This window comes from Tsuneonella mangrovi (genome assembly GCF_002269345.1).
Classification (GTDB): domain Bacteria; phylum Pseudomonadota; class Alphaproteobacteria; order Sphingomonadales; family Sphingomonadaceae; genus Tsuneonella; species Tsuneonella mangrovi.
The window spans coordinates 728611-751718 of sequence record NZ_CP022889.1; the positions used below are offsets into that span (position 1 = coordinate 728611).

Here is a 23108-nt window from a genome sequence, read left to right on the forward strand (position 1 = left end):
GCACCTCTGCGAGGGGTAAATTGTGCGTCGCACAATCCACTATTGACACTTGTGTAAGTTATTTATACTTACATTCATGTCAGTAATTGGAGCTCCGCCATGAATGCGCCTGTCACCTTCGACGACGTGAAATCGGTTACCCCTACCCCTGAAGACCTTACCATCACCGTTCGCGACCGCCGGTTTGCGCGCGGCGCACAGCCGCGCCACTGGTGGCTCAATGACGATCCGGTCGCAACGGCCTGGTTCAACGCCCTGTCCGCCACATTCCCGCGCGGCGAAGCGTTCTTCATCGAAGCGGTCAAGGCGCACCGTGACGGCGCCGATCCCAAGCTCGAGGCAGAAATCCGCGCGTTCGTCCGCCAGGAAATAAACCACACCCGCGAACATATCGTGTTCAACAAGCTCGCCGAAGCGAGCGGCTATGACGTCGCCTTCATCGACAAGCGGGTCGAGGAAATGCTCGCACTGACCAAGGACCGCCCGGTGATCCTCAACCTCGCGGCAACGATGGCGCTCGAGCACTTTACCGCGATGCTGGGTCACGAACTGCTGGCCGATCCGCGCCACCTCGAAGGTGCGGAAGGCGATTTCGGCGACCTGTGGCGCTGGCATTCGGCGGAAGAGATCGAACACAAGGGCGTTTCCTACGACACCTGGCTGCACGCGACCCGCGACTGGAGCCGTTGGAAGCGCTGGAAGGTGAAGAGCCTGATGATGCTCGTCGTCACCCGTCGGTTCATCCACCACCGGGTGCAGGACACCGCCGCGCTGCTCGCGCAGGATGGTCTCACAGGGTGGAAGTGGAAGGCGAAAATCTGGGCCTACCTGCTGGTCAAGCCCGGCTTCCTGCGCAAGATCACCGGCCAGTGGCTCGCCTACTTCCTGCCCGGCTTCCACCCGTGGAACCATGACGATCGCGCGTTGATCGCGCAGTACGCCGACGGCGAGTTTCCCGACGCGGTGCTCGCAGCCTGATTCGGCCCGAAATCGAGTGACGGCTACGCCGCACGCATTTGCGGCGCACCGTCCTCGTCCTGCTCTGCCTCGCGCACCAGCTCCACCGCCGGGGCATCGCCGCCACGGCCGAGTGAGACGTGCGGACGCACGATTCCGGTCGGACGGAAGCCCGCCTTGCGCAGCACCCTGCCCGACGCAGGGTTGTCGACGAAATGGCTTGCTATCAGCCGCTTATGGCCGATAGCTGAGGCAATGTCGCACACCGCCCGAGCCGCCTCGGTAGCGAGACCACGGCCCCACCACGGGCGCGCCAGCCAATAGCCGAGCTCGGTCTCGCCGTCGCGATCGTGGATCCCGATGCACCCGATCGGCTGCGCTCGATTGGCGTCAGGCAACACCATCAGGAACGTAGGATAGTACGGATCGTGCTCGCGCGAGACGAACGCGCGGGCATGGTCGGGCTCATATGGCCATGGGGCACGCGCGAGGTTCTTCACTACCCCTTCGTCGGCAATGCCGGCGAACACGGCCTGCCAGTCCTCGGGCCAGGCAGGGCGCAGGAACAGGCGCTCGCTGCGATGGAACATCTCTCACTCTCCTCGGCTCCATGCGTTGGCCCGATAAGGCTGGCGCATGACAACGGCGTTGCGGCGAACCGGAATTCGCCGGGTTGTGAGGGAGATACGACAAGAGGGAGACGGGTTGGCCCCATCTCCCTCTTCGTGCCGGTTTTCGAGTCCCGGCGGGGGGCCATCCCGTGGACGGCCCCTTTATCGGTCCGTCCGGTTTACTCGGCGGCTTGGGCCTGCATGTCGACCGAAACGTATTTGCGGCCGAGCTTGCCCTTGTGGAATCGCACGCGGCCCTCGGTGAGGGCGAACAGCGTGTGATCCTTGCCCATCCCGACGTTGGCGCCCGGATAGAACTTGGTCCCGCGCTGGCGCACGATAATGTTGCCCGGAATCACTTCCTGGCTGCCGAACTTCTTGACCCCGAGGCGACGGCCAACGGAATCGCGACCGTTACGCGACGAACCGCCTGCTTTCTTGTGTGCCATTGTCTCGTGCCTTCCTTACTTGTCTTCGGTCTTCTTGGCGGCCGGCTTCTTGGCCGGGGCCTTCTTCGCCGGAGCCTTTTCGGCAGCAGCAGCCTTCGGGGCAGCAGCCTTCTTGGCCGGAGCCTTCTTCGGAGCAGCAGCCTTGGCAGGCGCTTCTTCCTTCGGAGCTTCGGCCTTCTTCGCCGGAGCCGCCTTCTTCGCGGCGGCCTTGCCCTCACCCACGTCGGTGATGCGCAGCAGGGTCATCTGCTGGCGGTGGCCAGCCTTGCGGCGATAATTGTGGCGGCGCCGCTTCTTGAACACGACGACCTTCTCGCTCTTGGCCTGAGCGATGATTTCGGCCGACACGACAACCTTGCCGGCATCGGCCAGCTTGTCGCCTTCGCCGGCGAGCAGGACGTCGCCCAGCGTAACGGTGTCGCCGGCATCGCCTGCCAGCTTCTCAACCGCGATCTTGTCTCCGGCGGCAACCCGGTATTGCTTGCCGCCCGTGCGCACTACAGCGAACATGGTGGTTTTCTCTCAATCTCGTGTGGTCCGCCCCCTAGGGAGCGACGCATCCGGCCACCCGCCGATTGGCAGGTGCTCGGAAAGATGGGTGCCGTTAGGGGAAAGGGTGCGCCAAGTCAACGCCGTCCGGGGCGGAATTGCGCCAATGCTGGATTGGCGTGTCGCGCGTGCTATGGGCCGACGAGTGAAGTCAATAACGCGCCTCCTCGCCCTTGCCCCACTGGCACTCGTTGCGGCCTGCGCGACGCCGTCGAACTATCCCTCGCTAGCGATCCGCCCAGGCGAGCGGGTGCAAGGTACCTTCCAGCCCGATGTAGCACCAAGCGATTCGCCGAGTCTGGCACCTGTTCCAGACGCTCCTTCTGCAGCAGACCAGCAGGCGAAGATTGCAGCGCTCGTCACACTCGCCCAGAACAGGCACGCGCAATTCGAAAGCGCGGTCCCGGCGGCAGTCCAACTCGTCGCCGCCGCCGGGGAAACGGGCAGCGACAGCTGGGCCACCGCGCAAATCGCGCTAGCCGACCTCGACGCGAAGCGCAGCCTTGTCGCAGTCCCGCTGGCAGACGTCGACGCGATGTATGTCGACGATACGCTGGCGGCGGCCCATCGGCATGATGCCGACGCAGCGCGCGGTACGATCCTGGACCTGCTCCGTCAGGAAGACTCGGTGCTGGCGGGCTTGCGGGCTAGATTGCCCGGGTGACAGGTCAATCGGTCCACCGCGCCCGGTCCGCGTAGTCCGCATCGCGCGGCTCGATCCAATGCCACCCGTCGGCGCGCTTCTCGCGCTTCCAGAACCATGCGGCGGATTTCAGGTGGTCCATCAGGAAGTCGACTGCCTCGATCGCATCGCGGCGGTGTTTGGAGGCGGCGGCGACCAGCACGATCGGATCGCCGAGCACCATCTGCCCAACCCGGTGCCACGCCAGCACGCCATCGAGCGGCCAGCGTTCAAGTGCAACGCCGACCAGCCGCTCCATTTCAGGCAAGGTAAGCGGCTCGTAGTGGCTGAGTTCGAGCGCCTCGACGGCTTCATCCGGACGGACTTGCCCGGAGAAGCTGGCAATCCCTCCGCTGGCAGTGTGGACCGCCGAGAATGCCGCGAGGGCTGCGCTGGGCTCCAATCCGGCGTCGAGCAGCCGCACATCGGCAGGCACCGCGATTTGCATCTTAGCCGCCGCTGACAGGCGGCAGGAGCGCCACTTCATCGCCGTCTTGCGCGGCAAGTGCGGTCTTGTCGGCAAGCACCTTGCCGCCACAGGCGACGTTGACCCGTTCGAGCTGTAACTGCTCAGCGACTGCTTCGGGAACAGCGGCCAGCAACCCGCTCCAGCTCAGCGGAGCGGCCATCTCGGTTTCGGACATTCCGGCCAGATCGCGCAAGGGGCCGAGGAAAAGCACCTTCACCGCCACTCGATCAGCCTCCGGTGACGGACATGTGGCGCGGCTGAGCCGGATCGGCACCGCGCTCCGAGATCGCAAAGTGGTGCCGCTCGGGCTTGATCAGCATCGCTTCGTCGAGCGCAGTCGCCAGCGCCGCGTCGGGGTCGCCAGAGCGCATCGCAGCACGCAGATCGACCCGCTCCCCGCCGCCGAGGCAGGGATAGAGCTGCCCGGTCGTCGTCACGCGAATGCGGTTGCATCCGGCGCAGAAGTTGTTGGTCAGCGGCGTGATCAGACCCAGCCGACCGCCGGTCTCCGCTACGTCGAAATACCGTGCCGGGCCTCCCGTGCGGTAGTCGGTCGGGCTGAGCGTCCAGCGCTCTTCCAGCGCGTCCTGAACTGCAGGCAATGGCAGGTAATGGTCGACCCGGTCGCCCTCGATCTCGCCCAGCGGCATGACTTCGATCAGCGTGACGTCGTGCCCTTCGCCATGCGCCCACTCGATCAGGTCCGGCAGCTCGTGCTCGTTGATCCCCTTGAGCGCGACCGCGTTGATCTTGACCGCGAGCCCCGCTGCCTTCGCCGCCGCGATCCCGGCGAGTACGTGCGGCAGACGGTCGCGGCGGGAGAGCATCGCGAATTTCTCTCGGTCGAGCGTGTCGAGCGAGACGTTGATCCGCCGCACTCCGGCCCCGGCAAGCGCCACCGCGTGCTGCGCCAACTGGGTGCCGTTGGTGGTCAGCGTCAGCTCGTCGAGACCGTCGCCCAGCTTGCGCCCCAGCGCCTGGATCAGCTCGATCACGTCGCGCCTCACCAACGGTTCGCCCCCGGTGATGCGAATCTTGCGAATCCCGCGATCGATGAACCCCAGCGCCAGCCCGTGCAGCTCTTCGAGGCTCAACACCTCACGCTTTGGGAGGAACTTCATAGCCTCGGGCATGCAGTAGCTGCAGCGCAAGTCGCACCGGTCGGTAACCGAGAGGCGCAGGTAGGTTATCTGGCGCTGGAACTGGTCGACGAGCATCGCGCTACCCTGCCGCAATTCCGCCTGCGTGGCTATCACCCTTACTGATAAGCGGCAGGTACTGGCCAGTGACGCCCGGCGCACGGTCGAGATAGGCGAGCGCTTCGGCAAGCGCTTCACCGCTGCCTCCCGCCACGAGATTGACGCGTTTGGGAGCGGCCTTGCGTGCAAGATCACGAACCGCCGCAAGGCGCCAGTCGCGATGATCGTAAGCCGCAGGCGGCATCACGATTACCAGCCCGTCTTCCGCATTGGCGATTGCGGCCAGCACGCGAGGGAGCCATTCGGCATGAAAGCGGGATGCGGCAGCCAGCGCGCCCTCGGGAAGGGTATCGATCCGCAGTACCGCCTGCGGCATCAGCGGCGTTCCCGGCGCAGGGTCATCCCGATCTTCTCATCCGCCTCGGCGATCGCCAGCTTGACGATCTTGACCGTCACGGCGGAGACCCGCGCGTCGGCGACGAACAGCGTCTCGCAGATATGATCCGCCACCGCTTCGATCAGCTTGAAATGAACCCCCGGCGGCAAGGCCTGCGTCGCCGCGAACTTCAGGTCCATGTAGTTCTTGCTCGCTTCGAGCGGGGTATCGTGCGCGTAGTGGTCCGCCGGCTTCATTTCGGCGGTGATCGAAATGCGCAGCGGTTGCGGCTTGCCGGTCTCTTCTGAATAGATCCCGGTCAGCACGTCGACCTCGAGGTCGGCAACTTCAAGCGTGAGCGAATCAGCCATCAATTGCCCTTAGCCCGGATTCGACCATCGCGCGAAGATCGCGGTCGGAAGCAGACGCGCGCCTTCCCCCTCCTCGCGCACGGCAAGATCGCCATGCTCGATCTTGCCCGGTAGCCCAGCAAACAGCTCCGCGAGCAATCCGCCCAGCGCAAGGCTGCTCATTCGCACCGCATAGACAGTGAGGAACAGGAAGCGGCTGTCACCGTCGAGCAGTTGGCGGCAATCGGAAACCAGCGGCGCAAGCCCTTCTTCGATCCGCCAGGTCTCGCCGTTCGGCCCGCGCCCGAACTTGGGCGGATCGAGAATGATCCCGTCATAACGCCGCCCGCGCCGCACTTCGCGCGCGGCGAACTTGGCGGCGTCGTCGACCAGCCAGCGGATCGGGCGCTCGGCCATTCCCGCCAGTTGGGCGTTCTCGCGCGCCTGCGCGATCGATTTCTTGCTGGCATCGACGTGCGCGACGGGCCCGTGCGCGCTCAGCGCCAGGCTGCCAACGCCGGTATAGCCGAACAGGTTGAGCGTTTGCGCATCGTCGCGCCCGGCCAATTGCCCGCGCATCCAGCGCCACACCGGGTCCATGTCGGGGAAGAAGCCGAGATGGCGGAACGGAGTGCAACTGGCGGTAAAGCGCACTTCGTTCCACGCCAGTGGCCAGCCATCCTGCGGCACTTCGCGCGCGAACTGCCAACGACCACCGCCGTCCTCGTCGGAACCCGATACGAACTCGCCATCCGCATCCCAATCGCCGATGCGCGGCGACCACATGGCCTGCGGCTCCGGACGGATGAACTTGTAGGGGCCGTAGCGTTCGAGTTTCCGGCCATGCCCCGAATCGACGAGGCCATAATCGGGCCACCCCTCGCCCGCCATCAGGACCGGTTGTTCGATCAGCCCCGCCATCAGGCCGACGGGGTTGCGTGCTCGGCGACGAACGCGCGCACCGCTTCGTAATCGCCCGGAAGCTCGACGTAGCGCTCTTCGCGCGAGAACAGCTCGCCCACGCGCGCGGGCAGGTGCGGGCGGGTGCCGGTCGCGCGTTCGACTGCATCGCGGAACTTGGCCGGGTGCGCAGTCGCGAGCGTGACGATCGGAATGTTCCCGGGCAGGTCCGCATTGCGCGCGGCATGGAGCCCGATCGCAGTGTGCGGATCGAGCACTTCGCCGCAGCTCTCCCACGCCCAGCGCATCGCCTGGCCCATCTCGTTCGGATCGGCCCGCGCGCTGGTGAACAGCGCGGCTGCACCGTCCCGCTGGGCATTGGTCAGGCGCATTGCCTTGCTGGCTTCGAACCCGCGCATCTGCTCCGCCAGCGCCGCGCCATTGCGCCCACCGACATCGAACAGCAGCCGCTCGAAATTCGAACTGACCTGGATGTCCATGCTCGGCGCAGCAGTGGAAGTCACAGTCCCGGCGGAATAGTCGCCATCGGCCAGCGCGCGGTGGAGGATGTCGTTGACGTTGGTCGCGACGATCAGCCGCTCGATCGGCAGGCCCATCTGCGCCGCGACATACCCGGCGAATACGTCACCGAAATTGCCCGTGGGCACTGCGAACGCAACCTTGCGCTCGGGCGCACCGAGTTGGAGCGCGGCGGCAAAATAATAGACCACCTGCGCCATTAGCCGCGCCCAGTTGATCGAGTTGACCGCGCTGATGCGGAACCGTCCGGTCATCTCCGGATCGGCAAACATCCGCTTCACCATCGCCTGGGCATCATCGAACGAGCCGTCGATCGCGATGTTGTGGATGTTCGGCGCGAGCACCGTGGTCATCTGGCGGCGCTGGACGTCGCTTACCCGGCCGTTGGGGTGGAGCATGAACACGTCGACCTGCGCGCGGTTCGCCAGCGCATCGATAGCCGCGCTGCCGGTATCGCCGCTGGTCGCTCCGACGATCGTCAGGTGGTCGCTACGGCGCGAAAGGAACTCCTCGAACAACAGCCCGAGCAGTTGCAACGCCACGTCCTTGAACGCCAGCGTCGGACCGTGGAACAGCTCAAGCACCCAATGCTGTTCGTCGAGCTGGACGAGCGGCGTCACCGCGGCATGGGCGAACCGCCCGTAAGCATCCTGGCACAGATCGAGCAGGCGTTCCGGCGCGAGGCTGTCGCCGACGAACGGCTGCATGACCTTCGCCGCCAGTTCGGCATAAGGAAGCCCGCGCAGGTCAGCGATTTCGGCAGGCGAAAACTTTGGCCAAGCACTGGGTAGATAGAGCCCGCCATCGCTGGCAAGCCCGGCCAGCGTGACCGCCTCGAAATTGAGCGCCGGTGCGCTTCCACGGGTGGAGATATAGTCCATCGGGAAGCGCGGTTAGCCCGTGGCCGCGCGCGCGGCAAGCAAACCCGGCTTTAGTCCTGCGAAGCGCGCCATTTCTTGCGCAGGCTCAGTCCGTAGATCACCAATGCAGTCGCCGCGAACAGGAACCATTGCACCGCATAGAACCACGACCGATTGTTTTCGTCGTTCGGATCGGGCTGCTTGGACGCCAGCAAGCCGGGTGCGGGATCCTCGGCAACGATCATCAGCGGCCGTTCGATCTTGCCTCCGAAGAGTTTGTCGGACCCGGTCCGCTCATCGGGTGCGCGGATGGCGATTCCGGTCACTTTCCCGCCTTGCCAGCTTGGCTTGAAGCCGGGCTGAAGGGCGACACCTGCATCCACCGGGAAACGCGCGTTGTTGCTTGTGGAAAGGCACTCTGCGATCTGCCGCCAACCGGCATCGCCGTTGGCACTTTCGCCCCCGCGAACCGACCAGCCCAGCACCTTGTCGCACGTCGCCTCAAGGCGCCGATAGCGCAAACTTTCATCGGTCGGGTTGCGATAGGGATACGCGGCGACCGGCAGTCGTGCGCGCTCGAACATTGCTTCGTGCATCGCATCGCGTTCGCGCGCACGCCCGATCTGCCACACGCCCAGCGCAGCCATTGTCGCTGCGGCCGCCAACACCATGATCGTTGGAACCACCGGGACGCGCCTGCTCACTTGCGCAGCTTCCCCTCGCCGGCCTTGTTGCGAAACTCGCTCGCGAGCAATGCCGCCTTCGAAATCCTCAGGCCGCCCAGCACCAGCACAGTCGTCAGCGGGATCCAGATCACCGCTTGCAGCCAATATGGCGGATCGACCGCGAGCTGGAGCCAGATCGCAAGACCTGCCACCAGCCCGCCGATCACAAGGATCAGGATCGCCGCGGGTCCGTCACCGACGTTATACTTGGCAAAGTCCAATCCGCAGGCGCGGCACCTGGGGGCGAAGTTCACCAGCCCGGCAAACAGCGTCTTCGCGCCGCACTGGGGGCACAAACCGGAAAGGGCAGCCTGGCCGATGCCGGGCTGCCCCTTCGGTGAATCCGAGTTGTCCGGCATCATCCGTGGATCGGTGCGCCCCAGCCGCCCCAGATGTAGACGACCACGAACAGGAACAGCCACACCACGTCGACGAAGTGCCAATACCACGCAGCCGCTTCGAAACCGAAGTGCTGCTTGGGGGTGAAGTGGCCCTTGTATGCGCGCACGAGGCACACGGTCAGGAAGATCGTGCCGACAATCACGTGGAAGCCGTGGAAGCCGGTCGCCATGAAGAAACCCGAGCCGTAAGTATTCTCGCCGAACGCGAACGGTGCATGGGCATATTCATATGCCTGGATGCTGGTGAACAGCATGCCGAGCAGGATCGTGAGCCACAGTCCCTGCTTGGTACCCTTGCGATCGCCATTGATGAGGCAGTGATGCGCCCAGGTAACCGTAGTTCCCGAGCAAAGCAGGATCAGCGTGTTGAGCAGCGGCAGGTCGAACGGATCCATTACCGCTTCGATCGCCTTGGGTGGGAACACCCCGCCGATCACGTCGGACAGTTGGCTGGGGAACAGCGCGAAATCGAACCACGCCCAGAACCAGCCGACGAAGAACATCACTTCCGAAGCGATGAACAGGATCATGCCGTAGCGCAGGTGCAGCTGCACCACCGGGGTATGATCGCCCGCCTGCGCTTCCTTCACGATGTTCGAGAACCAGCTGAAGAACGTTGCGATCAGGCCCGCGATGCCCAGGCCCAGCACGATGTGCCAGCCATGCATCGTGTCACGGTGCATGAACAGCACCATGCCGCTGGTGAAAGTCAGCGCCGAGATCGATCCGATCAGCGGCCAGATGTCGGGCGGAAGGATATGATATTGGTGGTTTTTGGCGCCGGCCATGTCAGTTCAGTCCCTATTCGAGCTCGCCCTGATCGAGCATTTGCATCAGCTTTAGTGCGCAGCTCCCACCGGGTCCAGTGGTCAATGCGCGGGTTTCCCGCATTCGCTTCGCGCGCACCTTAATCGATGTCGTCGACCCTATGGAAGGTGTAGCTCAGCGTAATCTGTTCGACCGGTGCCGCATCGGGGTCGTTGCGGATCGCCGGATCGACGTAATACAGCACCGGCATCACCACTTCCTGCCCCGGCTGGAGCGTCTGTTGCGTGAAGCAGAAGCACTGTATCTTGTTGAAATAAAACCCAGTCTGTTCCGGAGACACATTAAAGCTCGCGGCCCCGACGATCGGCACGTTCGAATTGTTCTTCGCGCGGTAGAACGCCATGTGGCGCTCCCCCAGCTTGACCGTCTGGGTGATCTGTTCGGGCCCGAAGCTCCACGGCATGTCGGGGGCAGTGTTGCCGTCGAACCGCACCGATATTTTCGCGGCCCCGAGCTTCGCACCCTCGGCCGCCGCAGCCGCCGCCTTGGATTCGCTTGCTCGCTGGGTCGTACCCGCAAACCCGGTCACCTGGCAGAACAGGCGATAGAGCGGAACCGCGGCGAACCCGAGCCCGAGCATCGCCAGCGCGACGGTCAGCCCGATAAGGCCGAGCCGCAGGTTGCTGCGTTCGAGGCTCAACGTGCTCATCGGCTAGTGGATCCGGACGAGCGTGATCGCGTAGAACAGCACCACGACGAACGTGAGTGCGAGCGCCAGCGCGACGTTGCGCCCTTTGCGGCGACGCTTGTATTCGGCTTCTTCTTCAGGAGTCATCCCAACAGCCCCTGCCCAGAAAAAGCGTGGTCCGCAACCAGCATCGCGAACAGCGCGAAAAGATAGACAATACTGAAACCGAAAAGCCGCTTTTCGGGCTTCATCGTATCGCTTTCCTGCGTGCGGCGCAGGGCAACTGGCAGCGACAGCGCAAGGAATGCCAGCGACAATCCGATGGCAGAGATGCCGTAGATCGCACCGGTCCCGCCGATCCACCACGGCGCGGCGGCCAGCGGCACCAGCAATACCGTGTAGAGCAGGATCTGGTGGCGGGTTGCCACTTCCCCCTTCACCACCGGCATCATCGGGATCCCCACCTTGGCATAATCGCTCTGCACGAACAGCGCGAGCGCCCAGAAGTGAGGCGGCGTCCAGAAGAAGATGATCGCGAACAGCAGCACCGGCATCAGCGTGATGTGACCGGTCACCGCAATCCACCCGATCAGCGGAGGGAAAGCTCCCGCGCCGCCTCCGATGACGATATTCTGCGGCGTCCGCGGCTTGAGCCAGATGGTGTAGACTACCGCGTAGTAGACGATCGAAACCGCCAGGATCGTTGCGGCCAGCCAATGGATCGCAAGACCCATGATTACTACCGAAGCGGCGGACAGGAAGATCCCGAAATCGCGCGCGTCGACGCGGTGCATCCGGCCTTCGGGAAGCGGGCGCCGAGCCGTGCGCTTCATCCCGGCGTCAAGGTCGGCTTCCCACCACTGATTGAGCGCTGCCGCCCCTCCCGCACCCAGCGCGATGCACAGGATCGCAGTGAAACCAAGCACGGGATGGATATGACCGGGGGCTGCCAACAGCCCGCACAGCCCGGTGAAGATCACCAGGCTCATCACGCGCGGTTTGGTCAACGCGAGGAAGTCGCGCCAGTCGGTCGGCAGCTGGAGGACGGCAGGCTGGGTCATCGAAACACGGTCGCTATAGGTCGGCATTCGGCAAGCCTCAATGCCCCTGCGGCAGTCTGCCGAGCCAGTCGAGCAGCAGCCGGTTGACCTCTTCGGGCTTCTCCTGCTGCGTCCAGTGGCCGGTGCCGGGCAAGATATGCCCCTCAACCTTCGGAGCGAACATTTTCACCAGTGCGACAGGGTCAGCGACGGCACCGAACAGCGTCGTCGCCGGATCGCGTTCGCCGCCGATGAACAGCGCGGGTTGCTCGATCCGCCGGCCCTTCCAGCCTTGCAGCCACGCGAAGTCGTTCTCGTGGTTGCGGTAACGGTTGAGCGGACCGCGAAAGCCCGAACGGCGGAATTCGCCTTCGTAGAAATCGAGGTCGGCCTCGGTCAGCCACGGCACCGGCTTGGGATCGGGCAAGCCTTCGAGGAAGGTCGCACCGAGCGGTTTGTCCCACGACGAGCTGGGCGGCACATCGCCGCTGATCGAATACATCATGCGGTGGACCCAATCGCGCGGATCGGCTTCCGCTTCCGCCTCGGCCACACCCGGCTCCTGGAAATATTCCTGGTAGAAGAACTTGCCTTGCGAGGTGAAGTGCTCGCGGAACACCTCGGTGAACGGACGGTTCGGAACCCCGGCGAACGGCACCGACAAGCCCGCGACTGCGCTGAATTGCTCGGGGTGGGTCAATGCCGAATTCCACACGATCGGCGCGCCCCAGTCGTGCCCGACCAGGATTGCCGGTGATTCGGGCTGGAGCGCCTTCGCCAGCCCCACCAGATCGCCGACGATATGTGCGAGCGCGTATGCTTCGACCGGGTGCGGCTTGCCCGACCCGCCATAGCCGCGAACGTCGATCGCACATGCGGTGAAGCCTGCGTCAGCCAGCGGGGCAAGCTGGTGGCGCCACGAATACCAGCTTTCGGGAAAACCGTGGACGAGGATCACCAGCGGTCCGCTGCCTTCGATGGCGCAGCGCAGGCTCAGCTCACCGACATCGATCATGCGCATTTCGGGCATCGCGAATCTCCCTCTCCCCCGGATAGCAAGCGACCGGCCCACGATGGACCGGCCGGATGCTCTTTGTCGAGCCGCGATGCGGCGCGAGATCGGCTTAGTGGTGATCGGCCTCAATCACCGGCAGCGTCTCGAACTGGTGGAACGGCGGCGGGCTGGACAGGGTCCATTCCAGCGTCGTCGCGCCTTCGCCCCAGTAGTTCGCCGGGGCCTTCTTGCCCATGGTGAACGCGTAGACGATGTTGGCGAAGAAGAAGATCATCGACCCGGCCATGATTTCGTAGCCGTGTGACGCGATGCTGTTCCAGTACTCGAACGCCGGGGTGTAGTCCGGGATACGGCGCGGCATACCGTCGAGGCCGAGGAAGTGCATCGGGAAGAAGATCACGTTCACGCCGATGAAAAAGCCCCAGAAGTGCAGGTGCGCGAGCAGTTCGGAGTGCATCCGCCCGCTCATCTTCGGGAACCAGTAGTAGAAACCCGCGAACAGCGAGAACACCGCGCCCATCGACAGCACGTAGTGGAAGTGCGCCACAACGAAGTAAGTGTCGTGCACTACGTCGTCGATACCGCCGTTGGCGAGATAGACGCCGGTCACGCCGCCGACGGTGAACAGGAAGATCATGCCCAGCGCCCAGACCATCGGGCTCTTGAACTCGATCGAACCGCCCCACATCGTCGCGATCCAGCTGAAGATCTTCACGCCGGTCGGCACAGCGATGACCATCGTCGCGGCGGTGAAGTACATCTTCTCGTTCACCGAGAGGCCGGTGGTGTACATGTGGTGCGCCCACACGATGAACCCGACCACGCCGATGGCGACCATCGCGTAGGCCATCCCGAGGTAGCCGAACACCGGCTTCTTCGAGAAGGTAGAGACGATCTGGCTGATCATGCCGAAGCCCGGCAGGATCATGATGTACACTTCGGGGTGGCCGAAGAACCAGAACAGGTGCTGGTAGAGGATCGGATCGCCACCGCCAGACGGCTCGAAGAAAGTCGTGCCGAAGTTGCGGTCGGTGATCAGCATGGTGATCGCTGCGGCGAGCACAGGCAGTGCCAGCAGCAGCAGGAACGCGGTGACCAGGATCGACCACACGAACAGCGGCATCTTGTGCAGCGTCATGCCCGGGGCACGCATGTTGAAGATCGTGGTGATGAAGTTGATCGCGCCCATGATCGAGGCCGCACCGGCAAGGTGCAGCGAGAAGATCGCGAAGTCGACCGCCGGCCCTTGGGACCCGACCGTCGATAGCGGTGCATAGACCGTCCAGCCCGTACCCGCGCCGTTACCGGCGACGTCGCCTGGAAGGAATGCGGAAATCATCAGCGAGGTGAAGCCCGCAACGGTCAGCCAGAACGAAATGTTGTTCATGCGCGGGAACGCCATGTCCGGCGCGCCGATCATGATCGGAACGAACCAGTTGCCGAAGCCGCCGATCATCGCCGGCATGACCATGAAGAACACCATGATCAGGCCGTGCGCGGTAATCAGCACGTTCCACAGGTGGGTGTTGGCGTCAAACGAGGCCTGGCCGCCCATGAAATCGACCCACCAGCCGAGATACTGGATGCCCGGATGCGCCAGCTCGGCACGCATGATGCCCGAGATGGCACCGCCGATGATCCCCGCGGTAATCGCGAAGATCAGGTACAGCGTGCCGATATCCTTGTGGTTGGTGGACATGAACCAGCGGGCGAAAAAGCCCGGCTTGTGGTCCGCATCGTGATGCTCGTGCCCGTCGTCGTGGGCCTGGAAAGTATCGGCGGTAGTGGCCATCGATCTGGTCTCTCAGTCTTTATATATTAGCGTGTTCTAATATCAGTGCGCGGCTCAGGCGGCAACCTTGGCGTCCGCCGGAGCGTCCGAAGCGGTTGCCGAGGCGTCGGTCTTTGCTGCTTCGGCAGCGGCGGCTGCCGGATCGGCCTTCAGCCCCGCCTTGTCGATCGTGCCGCCCTGCAGCTTGATCCAGGCATCGAACTGCGCCCGCGGCACCGCCTCGACGGCGATCGGCATATAGCCGTGCTTCGAACCGCAAAGTTCCGAACACTGGCCATAGTAGATGCCCGGCTGGTCGACGTAGAACCGGCGCTCGTTCAGGCGGCCCGGGACCGCGTCGAGCTTGAACCACAGCGACGGCACGGCAAACGAGTGAATGACGTCGGCGCCGGTGGTCTGTAGGCGAATCCATTCACCCGCCGGGACGACCATGCGATTGTCGACCGCCAGCTGCGCGGGCAGGCCGCGCTTTACCGCTTCGGCGTCGGGAAGCATGTTCGAGATCACTTCGAACCCGCCGTTGTCGGGGTAAGTATAGCCCCAGTACCACTGGTAGCCGGTGACCTTGATGGTCAACGCATCCTTCGGCGGCGACTTGTACTGGATCGAGAGCAAGTGGATCGACGGCAACGCGATCCCGACCAGGATCAGCACCGGAACCAACGTCCACACCACTTCGATCAGCGTGTTATGCGTGGTCTTCGAAGGGACCGGGTTCTTGCTCGCCCGGAAGCGCCACATGACATAGAGCATCAGCACCAGCACGAACGCGCTGATCAAAACCATCACCCAAACGAGCGCGAAGTGGAATTTCTCTGCAGTGATCCCGATCGGCGAATACTGCTTCTGCACATCGACCCCGCCAACGGTCGGCTGGCCCTTGATCCATTCGGGGCCGAGCGGCTTGTAGACGACCGCATCGGTCACCTTGGCCGCATTGTCGTTGGCTGCCGTCGCCGCGCTGGCGGCAGGTGCAGCGGCTTCGGTTGCGGCGGGCGCGCCTTGCGCCAACGCCGCTTGCGGGCTCAGCGCCAACATCATTGCAGCCCACAGCGGAGCGAGGAAACGCACGATAGTGCGAACGGTCAATTTGCCGGGAATCATTGGTGCGAAGCTTTCCGTTACCCTGTGTTTTCGTATCGAACCTGCGTGCGAGCGACACAGGATTCGCCCCCCTGAAGAGGCTTTGCGGTCAGGGCTATACGCGCGCTTGCCCCATGCCTCAAGCGCTTCTAGGGAGATTTTCACCCGGCCGTTGCGCCAATCCCACAAGCCCCCTTTGCGAGCGAGCTGTTCGATGACCGACGACGAGGTATTGCAGGAATTCCGCGCCAGCCAGGCACTGCTCGAAGGGCACTTCCTGCTCTCGAGCGGGCGACACAGCGCGCAATACCTGCAATGCGCCCGGGTGCTGATGAACCCGGAACGGGCCGACCGGCTGGCCCGCGCGCTGGCACAGAAACTGCCGCGAGAGATTCGCTCCGAGATCGATGTGGTCGTCAGCCCGGCGATGGGTGGGATCATTATCGGCCAGGAAATGGGCCGGGTGCTTGGCAAGGACGCGATCTTCCTCGAGCGCCCCACCGGCACGTTCGAGCTGCGCCGCGGCTTCGCGCTCGATTCGGGCGCGAAAGTGCTGATGGTCGAGGATGTCGTAACCACCGGCCTGTCCAGCCGCGAAGCGATCGAGGCGGTCGGGCGCGAAGGCAGCGAAGTGATTGCCGAAGTCTCGCTGGTCGACCGCTCGGCCGGCGAAGCGGACCTGGGCGTGCCGTTCTTCCCGCTTATCGAACTCGCCGTGCCCAGCTATGCCGACGACGAAGTGCCGCCGGAATTGGCATCAATCGAAATCACCAAGCCGGGCAGCCGGAAGTAACGTGACCAACCCACGTCCCCTCCGCCTCGGGGTCAACATCGACCACGTCGCCACGATCCGCAACGCGCGTGGCGGCGACCATCCCGATCCGGTGCGCGCCGCGGAAATCGTCGCGGCAGTCGGCGGCGACGGGATCACTGCGCACTTGCGCGAAGACCGCCGCCATATCCGCGACGAAGACCTTGCCCGGATTCAGGCGGCGACCGACCTGCCGCTCAACCTCGAGATGGCGGCAACCGAGGAGATGCTTGCCATCGCGCTCCGGCACAGTCCACACGCCGCGTGCATCGTGCCGGAAAAGCGCGAGGAAGTGACCACCGAAGGCGGACTCGACGCAGCCGGACTGCACAACCGGCTCGCCCCGATCGTCGCGCGGCTGAGCGATGCGGGCATCCGCGTCAGCCTGTTCATCGAACCGAGCGAGCACCAGCTGGAAGCGGCGCGCAAGCTCGGCGCCCCGGTGGTCGAATTCCATACCGGCGAATACGCGCATGCTTCAGGCGAGGAGCAGGCCCGCCAGCTCGAAAGAATCGCACAAATGGCAGCACACGCGGTCGATCTCGGCATCGAGCCGCACGCGGGGCACGGCCTGACCTACGACAACGTCCAGCCGGTTGCCGCGATTCCGCAGCTCGCCGAACTCAACATCGGGCATTACCTGATCGGGGAGGCGGTGTTCGTCGGGCTCGAGACCGCTGTCAGGCGGATGCGCCAGCTGATGGACGAGGCCCGCGCATGATCATCGGCGTCGGATCGGACCTCACCAATATGGACCGCATCGCCAATTCGCTCGAACGGTGGGGGGAGCGCTTCGAACGGCGCTGCTTTACCGAAATCGAGCGCGCCAAGGCCGCCAGGCGCCCCTACACCCGCGTCGGCACATTCGCTAAGCGGTGGGCCGCCAAGGAGGCGTTCGTCAAGGCGGTCGGCACCGGGTTCAAGCGCGGGGTCTACCAGATCGACATCGGGGTTGTGAACGCGCGCTCGGGTGCCCCTACCCTCGCCCTCACCAATGGAGCAGCGGCAAGGCTTGCGGAAATCGTTCCCGATGGCCATGAGCCGATCATTCATCTTACCCTAACCGACGATCATCCATGGGCGCAGGCCTTCGTCGTAATCGAGGCCAGACCGCTTTGACCCCTCCCACCGGCTCCGCTGCACCTTCCGCCGCAGAGGCAAATCCCGTGACCGAAACCGACAAGCCGCGCGAAAAGATCAACTGGATCGCCGAACTGCGCGGGCTCGCGCTGATGCTGCTCGCGGTGCTGGCGTTCCACACATTCGTCGCAAAACCGTTCTACATCCCTTCGACTTCGATGGTCCCCAACCTGATGGTCGGCGACCGGCTGGTGGTCTCGAAATATCCCTACGGCTGGAACTGGTCGTCGATCAGTTTCCACCTTTTGCCGCGTGCGAAGTGGCGGATCTGGCCAGCAACGCCGCAATATGGCGACATCGTGATCGTCGTGCCGCCCGACAGCAACGAAGATTATATCAAGCGGGTGATCGGCCTGTCGGGCGACAAGATCGCAGTGGTCAACGGGCAGGTGATCCTCAACGGCAAGCCGGTGCCGCAAGCGGTCGAGCCGGACTTGCGCATCCCGGTCGATGCGCAAACTTGCGAAGGGCATCCGTGCCTGAATTACTTCGACAATTACCGCACCCGCCTACCCGACGGGAAGCAGGTCTACGAAGTGCCGGTGCTGCGCGAAACGCTGCCAAACGGGGCAACCTACCTCGTCATCGACCACCGCGACCAGCCGCTCGACAATTATCGTCAGGTCACGGTCCCCAAGGGATATGTATTCCTGATGGGCGACAATCGCGACCATTCGGCCGACAGCCGCGCCCCGCTGTGGGAGCAAGGCCTGGGCGGCCCGGTGCCGCTGTCGGATGTTGGCGGTCGCGCCGAATTCATCACCTTCTCGCTCGATGGAACGACCAGCTGGAACCCGCTGACATGGTTCTCCTCCTTGCGCACCAACCGGGCTTGGACCACATTGCGTCCGGCAATCGTGCACAGGGGCGAAACGGATGGATCACACTGACGGGGGCAGCGGTCCGGGAGAGCCGCAAGCGGAACGCAGCAGGCCGGGAATCGGTGCCAGCCCCAGCCGGATAGCAAGTCGCAGGATGCGCTATGAAGCCGGTCGCGCGCTGGCCTGGGGCGCAGTGATCGGATTGATCGCGCTGTCGATCTACCTTGCCCAGTCGTTGCTGGTGATCTTCGGCGCACTGGTGTTCGCATCGATGATAGACGGCGGCGCGCGCCTCATCGGCAAGGTCGTCCCAATCGGGCGCGGCTGGCGCGTCGCGATGGTCCTCATCCTGACCGTGGCGTTCCTCGCCTGGCTGGTCATTTTCGCCGGCTCGCAGATCTCGCAGCAGGCGGCACAATTCCCCCAGATCGTGAGTGCCCAGGCCGATAAGTTCATTGCCTTGTTGCGCGCGCACGGGTTCGACATCTCGCAGACGCAGGTCCAGTCGGTTATCGGCAGCGTTGCCAGCGGGGTCGGTACGCTCAGCCGCGCGATCGGTGGCGCGGTCGGCGCAATCGCCACTACGGTCCTGATCCTGATTATCGGGATCTATCTCGCGCTCGATCCGCGCGCTTACGAGCGCGGGGTGGAATGGATGGTGCCCGAAGAGCGGCGCGAGGCGTTTTCTGACACCCTCAGCCACATGGCCTACAATATGCGGCGGCTGCTCGCGGGGAGGCTGCTCGGGATGGTGGTCGAAGGCGTGTTCACATACGTCCTCCTCTCGATCATCGGCGTGCCGATGGCGGCCTTGCTGGGGATCATCACCGGCCTGCTCGCATTCATCCCGAATATCGGCGCGATCATTTCCGGGCTGCTGATGGTGCTTGTCGGCTTTTCAGGTGGAACGGAAATGGGTCTATGGACGCTGGCAACCTATTTCTTCGTCCAGAATTTCGACGGCTACATCGTGGTGCCGATGATCGCCAAGAAGACGGTCGATCTCGCTCCGGCCTTGGTGCTGGGGTTCCAGCTGATCATGGGCGTGCTGTTCGGTGTGCTCGGGCTGATGCTCGCCGATCCGATGCTGGCGATGATCAAGGTTGCGCTCGAACGGCGCGCGCACCGGTTCGACGTCGCCGACATGACCCGCTCTAGCCGCAAAGCAGCCGGCTGATCGATGGCGCGCAGGTTCCTCCAGATCGTCGCGGTCCTTATCGTGATCGTGATCGCAGGTTCGTTCGCGCTGCGCATGTGGTCGACCGAGCTGACCAAGCTGGCGCTGGTACCAAGCAAGGCGTTCGAGACGCAGCAGCCCCTCAAGGTCAATGCCTACGCCGATCCGAAAATGTGGCTCGCCCGGCCGGGGATGGGGGCTGCGGACCCGGCACGCTGGCAACCGGCCGCGCAAGAGCCGCGCAGCGCACTGCCGGCACGGGCCGATCTAGCGCCCAAGCAGCAGGATTATGCGGTGTTCTTCGTCCACCCGACCGCATATCTCAACCGGGCGCACTGGAACGCTCCGCTCGATGACGCGGACGCGCAAAAGGTCGCCAGGCTCTACGTGAAGAGCATGGCCAGCCCGTTCAACACCGCATCGCAGATCTGGGCACCACGCTATCGCGAGGCGACCTTCGGTGCGTTCCTGACCGATAAGCCGGAAGGCCAAGAGGCGATCGATGCGGCCTACGCCGATGTCAGACAGGCCTTTGCATATTTCCTGTCGCAAGTCGGGCCGGACACGCCGATCGTGCTCGCAGGGCACAGCCAAGGCGCGCTCCACTTGTTGCGGCTATTGCGCGAGGATGTCGCAGGCAAGCCGCTCGCAAACCGGATCGCAGCGGTCTATGCAGTCGGCTGGCCGATTTCGCTCCAGCACGACGTTCCCGCACTTGGATTTCCGGTGTGCGGCAGCGCTGACCAGTCGGGCTGCCTGATGAGCTGGTCGAGCTATGCCGAACCGGCAGACCCGAGCATGGTGCTCGACGTCTATCGCAAGTCGATCGGCTTCGACGGTCAGCGTCGCGGTGGCAGCGCCCTCGTTTGCACCAATCCACTCACGGGCAGAGCTGGTGGTGATGCACCCGCAAACGCGAATCTCGGAACGCTGGTGCCAGATGGAGAGCTTACCAAAGGTTCGCTTGTGCCGGAATTGGTTCCCGCCCGCTGCGACAAACGCGGGTTACTGCTGATCGGACCTCCGCCGGAAATGGGCAACGCCGTGCTGCCGGGCAACAACTACCACGTTTACGATATCCCGCTGTTCTGGGAGAACCTCCACCAGGACGTTCTACGACGCGTGGCGGCATGGCGGGCGGCGCATTGATCACCGACAACGCCGCCGATTTCGGCGAGGCGCTGGCCGACGGCGGGGTGCTGCTTGCACTCGACCTTGGCACGAGGACCATCGGCACCGCGACGTGCGACGCGGGCTGGCGGTTCGCCACGGCCGGCAAGACGCTGTCACGCGGCAAGTTCGGGCGCGACCGCGAGGTACTGGGAGCACTCGTCAACGAGCGGGGCGTTGCCGGGATCGTCATCGGCCTTCCGCGCAACATGGACGGCAGCGAAGGCCCGCGCGCGCAAGCGAGCCGCGCCTATGCCCGCAACCTTGCTGAAGCGTTCGGCCTGCCGGTGCTGCTATGGGACGAGCGCTGGAGCACGATGAGCGCCGAACGCGCAATGATCGACCAGGACCTGAGCCGCGCCAAGCGCGCCGAGAAGATCGACAGCCATGCGGCGGCCGTCATCTTGCAAGGCGCGATAGACCGGCTCGTAGGAGCGGCGTTCTAGCGTTCGGTCAGTCGAACGTGCGCTGGCCGACGACGCTGAGACCGTAGCCTTCGAGCGCGACCAGCGAATGTTCGGTGTCGGACAGCAGCACCATGTCCTGCACACCCAATTCTGTGAGGATTTGCGCACCGCCGCCATAATCGCGCTGCTCGCTCGAAGGCGGGAAGTTCTCCGAACGACCGAGACCGTTGGCCATGTCGATCGTCTGGCTGAAATAGGTCCGGGTCGGGCGGCTGATCAGGACTATTACGCCCGAACCTTCCTCGCCAATGATCTGCATCGACTTCTCGATGATGTCGCTGCGCTTGTTCTGCTCGCCGAAGATGTCGGGGAACACCGACAGCGCGTGCATCCGCACCAGCGTGGGCTTCGCCGGATCGATCGCGCCTTTCACCAGCGCGAGCATCTCGTCGTTGGTCGCCTTGTTGTAGAACGTGATCGCCTGCCATTCGCCGCCCCAGCGGCTAGTGAAGCGGCGTTCGTTGCGGCGCACGATCACGTGGTCGTGCTTGCGGCGATAGGCGATCAGGTCGCGGATCGTGCCGATCTTGAGATCGTGCAGCCGTGCGAACCGCACGAGGTCGTCCATCCGCGCCATCGTGCCGTCGTCGTTCATGATCTCGCAGATCACGCCTGCTGGGTTGAGGCCCGCGAGCCGCGAGATGTCGACCGCCGCTTCGGTATGCCCTGCCCGCACAAGTACGCCGCCGTCGCGTGCGACCAGCGGAAACACGTGGCCGGGAGTCACGATGTCGTCGCGCGTCTTCGTTCCGTCGATCGCGACCGACACGGTGCGCGCGCGGTCGCCCGCGCTGATCCCGGTGCTGACGCCTTCGCGCGCTTCGATCGAGGTCGTGAATGCGGTCTCGTGACGCGTACGGTTATTGCGGCTCATCAGGTCGAGCCCGAGCTGGTCGACCCGCTGGCGGGTCAGCGCGAGGCAGATCAACCCGCGCCCGTGGGTCGCCATGAAGTTGATCGCGTTGGGCGTCGCCATCTGCGCGGGGATGATCAGGTCGCCCTCGTTCTCGCGGTCCTCGTCATCGACCAGCACGAACATCCGCCCGTTGCGCGCTTCGTCGATGATTTCCTCTGCGCTTGCCATCACCGGGCGCTCGTCGTTCGCAGCGAGGAACGTATCGAGCTTGGCAAGCGTATCGGCAGTGGGGTTCCACTTGTCATCGGTGCAATCGCGCAGCGAATTGGCGTGGAGACCGGCTGCGCGCGCCAGCGCAGTGCGGCTCATGCGGTTTTCGGAAACGATTTCGCGCACGCGGACGATGGTCGGGTTGAGAGTGGTCTGAGTGCTCATGCGACTCGCTATATCACATTAAAATGTGATTACCACACCTCAATGTGATAGGATTGCCTCGACAATGTCAGCAAGCCAGCGTCGCGGCGCCTCGCGCTTGCCGACATCTGCCACGAATTCCTGCCCTCGCGCAACCGCTTGCAGGCGATTTCCCGGCAGCCAGCGATCCGCGCGGTCGTGATAGCTGAGCCCTCCCGGCTTGAGCCAGCCAGGACGCTTCCACAGGCTCGGCGGACCTCCCGGAACGGTCAGTCGTAGCGAATCGTGATCTGCGCGCGCGGTCCGCCCTTCCCCGCGATAGATAACATCGTTGCGCGCGTGCATTCCCAGCGCATGGGGGTGGCCCATAGCGACCAGCTCGTCGCGCACTTCAGAGCTGCAATTGCACAAGTCGATCATCTCGCGCACGCGGAGGTAACCGAAGATGCGATGGTGCGGTTCGCCTGTCCGCTCCTCGCGAAACAGGCCGAAGAACACGAACCAGTCCCCTGCCCCGACACCACGATTGGCAAGGTGGGTCTGCGCTGCGCCGCACTGGCCGAACAGGCATTCGCCGCTTGCGGCAAACATCGGGTCATGGTGGCAATGGTCACTGCCCGCATGGCGCTCCTTGCTCGCCGCGCGGACATGCTCCCCTAGCCCAAGGTCGTCCCACGTCGTGCACGAATGCCCGCCGCTCGGAATCGGCAGGCTGATCGGCTTGCCATCGATTATCGGCGAAGCTCCACCACCCGCTGCACTATCGAACCCCTTGCGGCTGAAGACGATCCGCATCGC

At 64.1% G+C, this 23108-nt stretch carries 30 protein-coding genes; 9 read left to right on the forward strand and 21 right to left on the reverse strand.

Going from position 1 to position 23108, the window contains the following annotated elements:
- Positions 1–99 precede the first annotated feature (99 nt).
- A complete protein-coding gene (locus tag CJO11_RS03555) occupies positions 100–978 on the forward strand; it encodes a metal-dependent hydrolase (protein WP_095011481.1) in 879 nt (292 codons plus the stop codon).
- 23 nt (positions 979–1001) lie between these two features.
- On the opposite strand, the gene CJO11_RS03560 is transcribed toward CJO11_RS03555, so the two are convergent.
- The 3 genes from CJO11_RS03560 to rplU form a co-directional block, all read right to left on the reverse strand.
- Positions 1002–1547: a GNAT family N-acetyltransferase gene (locus CJO11_RS03560; RefSeq protein ID WP_095011482.1), complete on the reverse strand. Its 546-nt coding sequence runs from the start codon at positions 1545–1547 to the stop codon at positions 1002–1004.
- A 200-nt stretch (positions 1548–1747) separates the two neighbouring features.
- Positions 1748–2017: a 50S ribosomal protein L27 gene (rpmA, locus tag CJO11_RS03565; RefSeq protein WP_095011483.1), complete on the reverse strand. Its 270-nt coding sequence runs from the start codon at positions 2015–2017 to the stop codon at positions 1748–1750.
- Between the two features lie 15 nt (positions 2018–2032).
- Positions 2033–2527, reverse strand: coding sequence for a 50S ribosomal protein L21 (gene rplU, locus CJO11_RS03570; RefSeq protein WP_095011484.1), 495 nt, complete (start codon positions 2525–2527; stop codon positions 2033–2035).
- A 184-nt stretch (positions 2528–2711) separates the two neighbouring features.
- Between rplU and CJO11_RS03575 the strand changes: the two genes are divergently transcribed.
- Entirely contained in the window at positions 2712–3230 is a 519-nt protein-coding gene (locus CJO11_RS03575) for a hypothetical protein (protein ID WP_150124968.1), read from the forward strand.
- Between the two features lie 4 nt (positions 3231–3234).
- Here CJO11_RS03575 and CJO11_RS03580 read toward each other — a convergent pair whose 3' ends face one another.
- From CJO11_RS03580 to coxB, 16 genes are all read right to left on the reverse strand, one after another.
- Positions 3235–3735, reverse strand: a complete 501-nt coding sequence (locus CJO11_RS03580; protein WP_095011486.1) for a molybdenum cofactor biosynthesis protein MoaE — start codon at positions 3733–3735, stop codon at positions 3235–3237.
- Positions 3698–3934, reverse strand: coding sequence for a MoaD/ThiS family protein (locus CJO11_RS03585; protein ID WP_240504546.1), 237 nt, complete (start codon positions 3932–3934; stop codon positions 3698–3700). Before CJO11_RS03585 ends, CJO11_RS03580 begins: the two co-directional genes overlap by 38 nt.
- A gap of 10 nt (positions 3935–3944) precedes the next feature.
- Positions 3945–4934, reverse strand: coding sequence for a GTP 3',8-cyclase MoaA (gene moaA / locus CJO11_RS03590; protein ID WP_095011488.1), 990 nt, complete (start codon positions 4932–4934; stop codon positions 3945–3947).
- Between the two features lie 4 nt (positions 4935–4938).
- A complete protein-coding gene (locus tag CJO11_RS03595; protein WP_095011489.1) occupies positions 4939–5292 on the reverse strand; it encodes a Rossmann fold domain-containing protein in 354 nt (117 codons plus the stop codon).
- Entirely contained in the window at positions 5292–5663 is a 372-nt protein-coding gene (locus CJO11_RS03600) for a dihydroneopterin aldolase (protein WP_095011490.1), read from the reverse strand. Before CJO11_RS03600 ends, CJO11_RS03595 begins: the two co-directional genes overlap by 1 nt.
- A gap of 9 nt (positions 5664–5672) precedes the next feature.
- A complete protein-coding gene (locus CJO11_RS03605; protein WP_095011491.1) occupies positions 5673–6563 on the reverse strand; it encodes a class I SAM-dependent methyltransferase in 891 nt (296 codons plus the stop codon).
- Positions 6563–7963, reverse strand: coding sequence for a threonine synthase (gene thrC / locus CJO11_RS03610; protein WP_095011492.1), 1401 nt, complete (start codon positions 7961–7963; stop codon positions 6563–6565). Before thrC ends, CJO11_RS03605 begins: the two co-directional genes overlap by 1 nt.
- A 50-nt stretch (positions 7964–8013) precedes the next feature.
- A complete protein-coding gene (locus CJO11_RS03615) occupies positions 8014–8646 on the reverse strand; it encodes an SURF1 family cytochrome oxidase biogenesis protein (protein ID WP_095011493.1) in 633 nt (210 codons plus the stop codon).
- A complete protein-coding gene (locus CJO11_RS03620; protein ID WP_095013192.1) occupies positions 8643–9026 on the reverse strand; it encodes a DUF983 domain-containing protein in 384 nt (127 codons plus the stop codon). The genes CJO11_RS03615 and CJO11_RS03620 overlap by 4 nt, the downstream gene beginning before the upstream one ends.
- Positions 9026–9856, reverse strand: coding sequence for a cytochrome c oxidase subunit 3 (locus tag CJO11_RS03625; protein ID WP_095011494.1), 831 nt, complete (start codon positions 9854–9856; stop codon positions 9026–9028). Before CJO11_RS03625 ends, CJO11_RS03620 begins: the two co-directional genes overlap by 1 nt.
- A 119-nt stretch (positions 9857–9975) precedes the next feature.
- On the reverse strand, positions 9976–10545 hold the full coding sequence (locus CJO11_RS03630; RefSeq protein ID WP_095011495.1) for a cytochrome c oxidase assembly protein: 570 nt from the start codon (positions 10543–10545) through the stop codon (positions 9976–9978).
- 3 nt (positions 10546–10548) lie between these two features.
- On the reverse strand, positions 10549–10671 hold the full coding sequence (locus CJO11_RS13425; protein WP_276270796.1) for a hypothetical protein: 123 nt from the start codon (positions 10669–10671) through the stop codon (positions 10549–10551).
- Complete coding sequence (locus CJO11_RS03635; protein WP_095013193.1) at positions 10668–11585, reverse strand: heme o synthase; 918 nt, start codon at positions 11583–11585, stop codon at positions 10668–10670. The genes CJO11_RS13425 and CJO11_RS03635 overlap by 4 nt, the downstream gene beginning before the upstream one ends.
- Before the next feature lie 37 nt (positions 11586–11622).
- Positions 11623–12594, reverse strand: a complete 972-nt coding sequence (locus tag CJO11_RS03640) for an alpha/beta fold hydrolase (protein ID WP_169829128.1) — start codon at positions 12592–12594, stop codon at positions 11623–11625.
- 94 nt (positions 12595–12688) lie between these two features.
- Positions 12689–14371, reverse strand: a complete 1683-nt coding sequence (gene ctaD, locus CJO11_RS03645) for a cytochrome c oxidase subunit I (protein ID WP_095011496.1) — start codon at positions 14369–14371, stop codon at positions 12689–12691.
- Positions 14372–14425: 54 nt separating this feature from the next.
- The gene (coxB, locus tag CJO11_RS03650; RefSeq protein WP_420823158.1) at positions 14426–15412 is read right to left on the reverse strand and encodes a cytochrome c oxidase subunit II; all 987 of its coding nucleotides are present in this window, start codon (positions 15410–15412) and stop codon (positions 14426–14428) included.
- 256 nt (positions 15413–15668) lie between these two features.
- Here coxB and pyrE point away from each other — a divergent pair, with 256 nt between their 5' ends.
- Genes pyrE through ruvX form a run of 7 tightly spaced genes read left to right on the forward strand, consistent with a single transcriptional unit; the run spans position 15669 to position 21019 of the window.
- Complete coding sequence (gene pyrE / locus CJO11_RS03655) at positions 15669–16247, forward strand: orotate phosphoribosyltransferase (protein ID WP_095011498.1); 579 nt, start codon at positions 15669–15671, stop codon at positions 16245–16247.
- 1 nt (position 16248) lies between these two features.
- Positions 16249–16986, forward strand: a complete 738-nt coding sequence (locus CJO11_RS03660; RefSeq protein WP_240504548.1) for a pyridoxine 5'-phosphate synthase — start codon at positions 16249–16251, stop codon at positions 16984–16986.
- On the forward strand, positions 16983–17384 hold the full coding sequence (gene acpS, locus CJO11_RS03665) for a holo-ACP synthase (RefSeq protein WP_095011500.1): 402 nt from the start codon (positions 16983–16985) through the stop codon (positions 17382–17384). Before CJO11_RS03660 ends, acpS begins: the two co-directional genes overlap by 4 nt.
- The gene (gene lepB, locus CJO11_RS03670) at positions 17342–18295 is read left to right on the forward strand and encodes a signal peptidase I (RefSeq protein WP_095011501.1); all 954 of its coding nucleotides are present in this window, start codon (positions 17342–17344) and stop codon (positions 18293–18295) included. Before acpS ends, lepB begins: the two co-directional genes overlap by 43 nt.
- Positions 18282–19403: an AI-2E family transporter gene (locus tag CJO11_RS03675; protein WP_095011502.1), complete on the forward strand. Its 1122-nt coding sequence runs from the start codon at positions 18282–18284 to the stop codon at positions 19401–19403. Before lepB ends, CJO11_RS03675 begins: the two co-directional genes overlap by 14 nt.
- A 3-nt stretch (positions 19404–19406) precedes the next feature.
- On the forward strand, positions 19407–20552 hold the full coding sequence (locus CJO11_RS03680; RefSeq protein WP_095011503.1) for a DUF3089 domain-containing protein: 1146 nt from the start codon (positions 19407–19409) through the stop codon (positions 20550–20552).
- Entirely contained in the window at positions 20534–21019 is a 486-nt protein-coding gene (gene ruvX, locus CJO11_RS03685) for a Holliday junction resolvase RuvX (protein ID WP_095011504.1), read from the forward strand. The genes CJO11_RS03680 and ruvX overlap by 19 nt, the downstream gene beginning before the upstream one ends.
- A 7-nt stretch (positions 21020–21026) precedes the next feature.
- On the opposite strand, the gene ribB is transcribed toward ruvX, so the two are convergent.
- Both ribB and CJO11_RS03695 read right to left on the reverse strand, forming a co-directional pair.
- On the reverse strand, positions 21027–22331 hold the full coding sequence (gene ribB / locus CJO11_RS03690) for a 3,4-dihydroxy-2-butanone-4-phosphate synthase (protein ID WP_095011505.1): 1305 nt from the start codon (positions 22329–22331) through the stop codon (positions 21027–21029).
- A 39-nt stretch (positions 22332–22370) separates the two neighbouring features.
- Positions 22371–23105 carry an Nmad3 family putative nucleotide modification protein gene (locus CJO11_RS03695; RefSeq protein ID WP_095011506.1) on the reverse strand — a complete coding sequence of 245 codons (735 nt, stop codon included), beginning with the start codon at positions 23103–23105 and terminating at the stop codon, positions 22371–22373.
- Between the last annotated feature and the right edge of the window lie 3 nt (positions 23106–23108).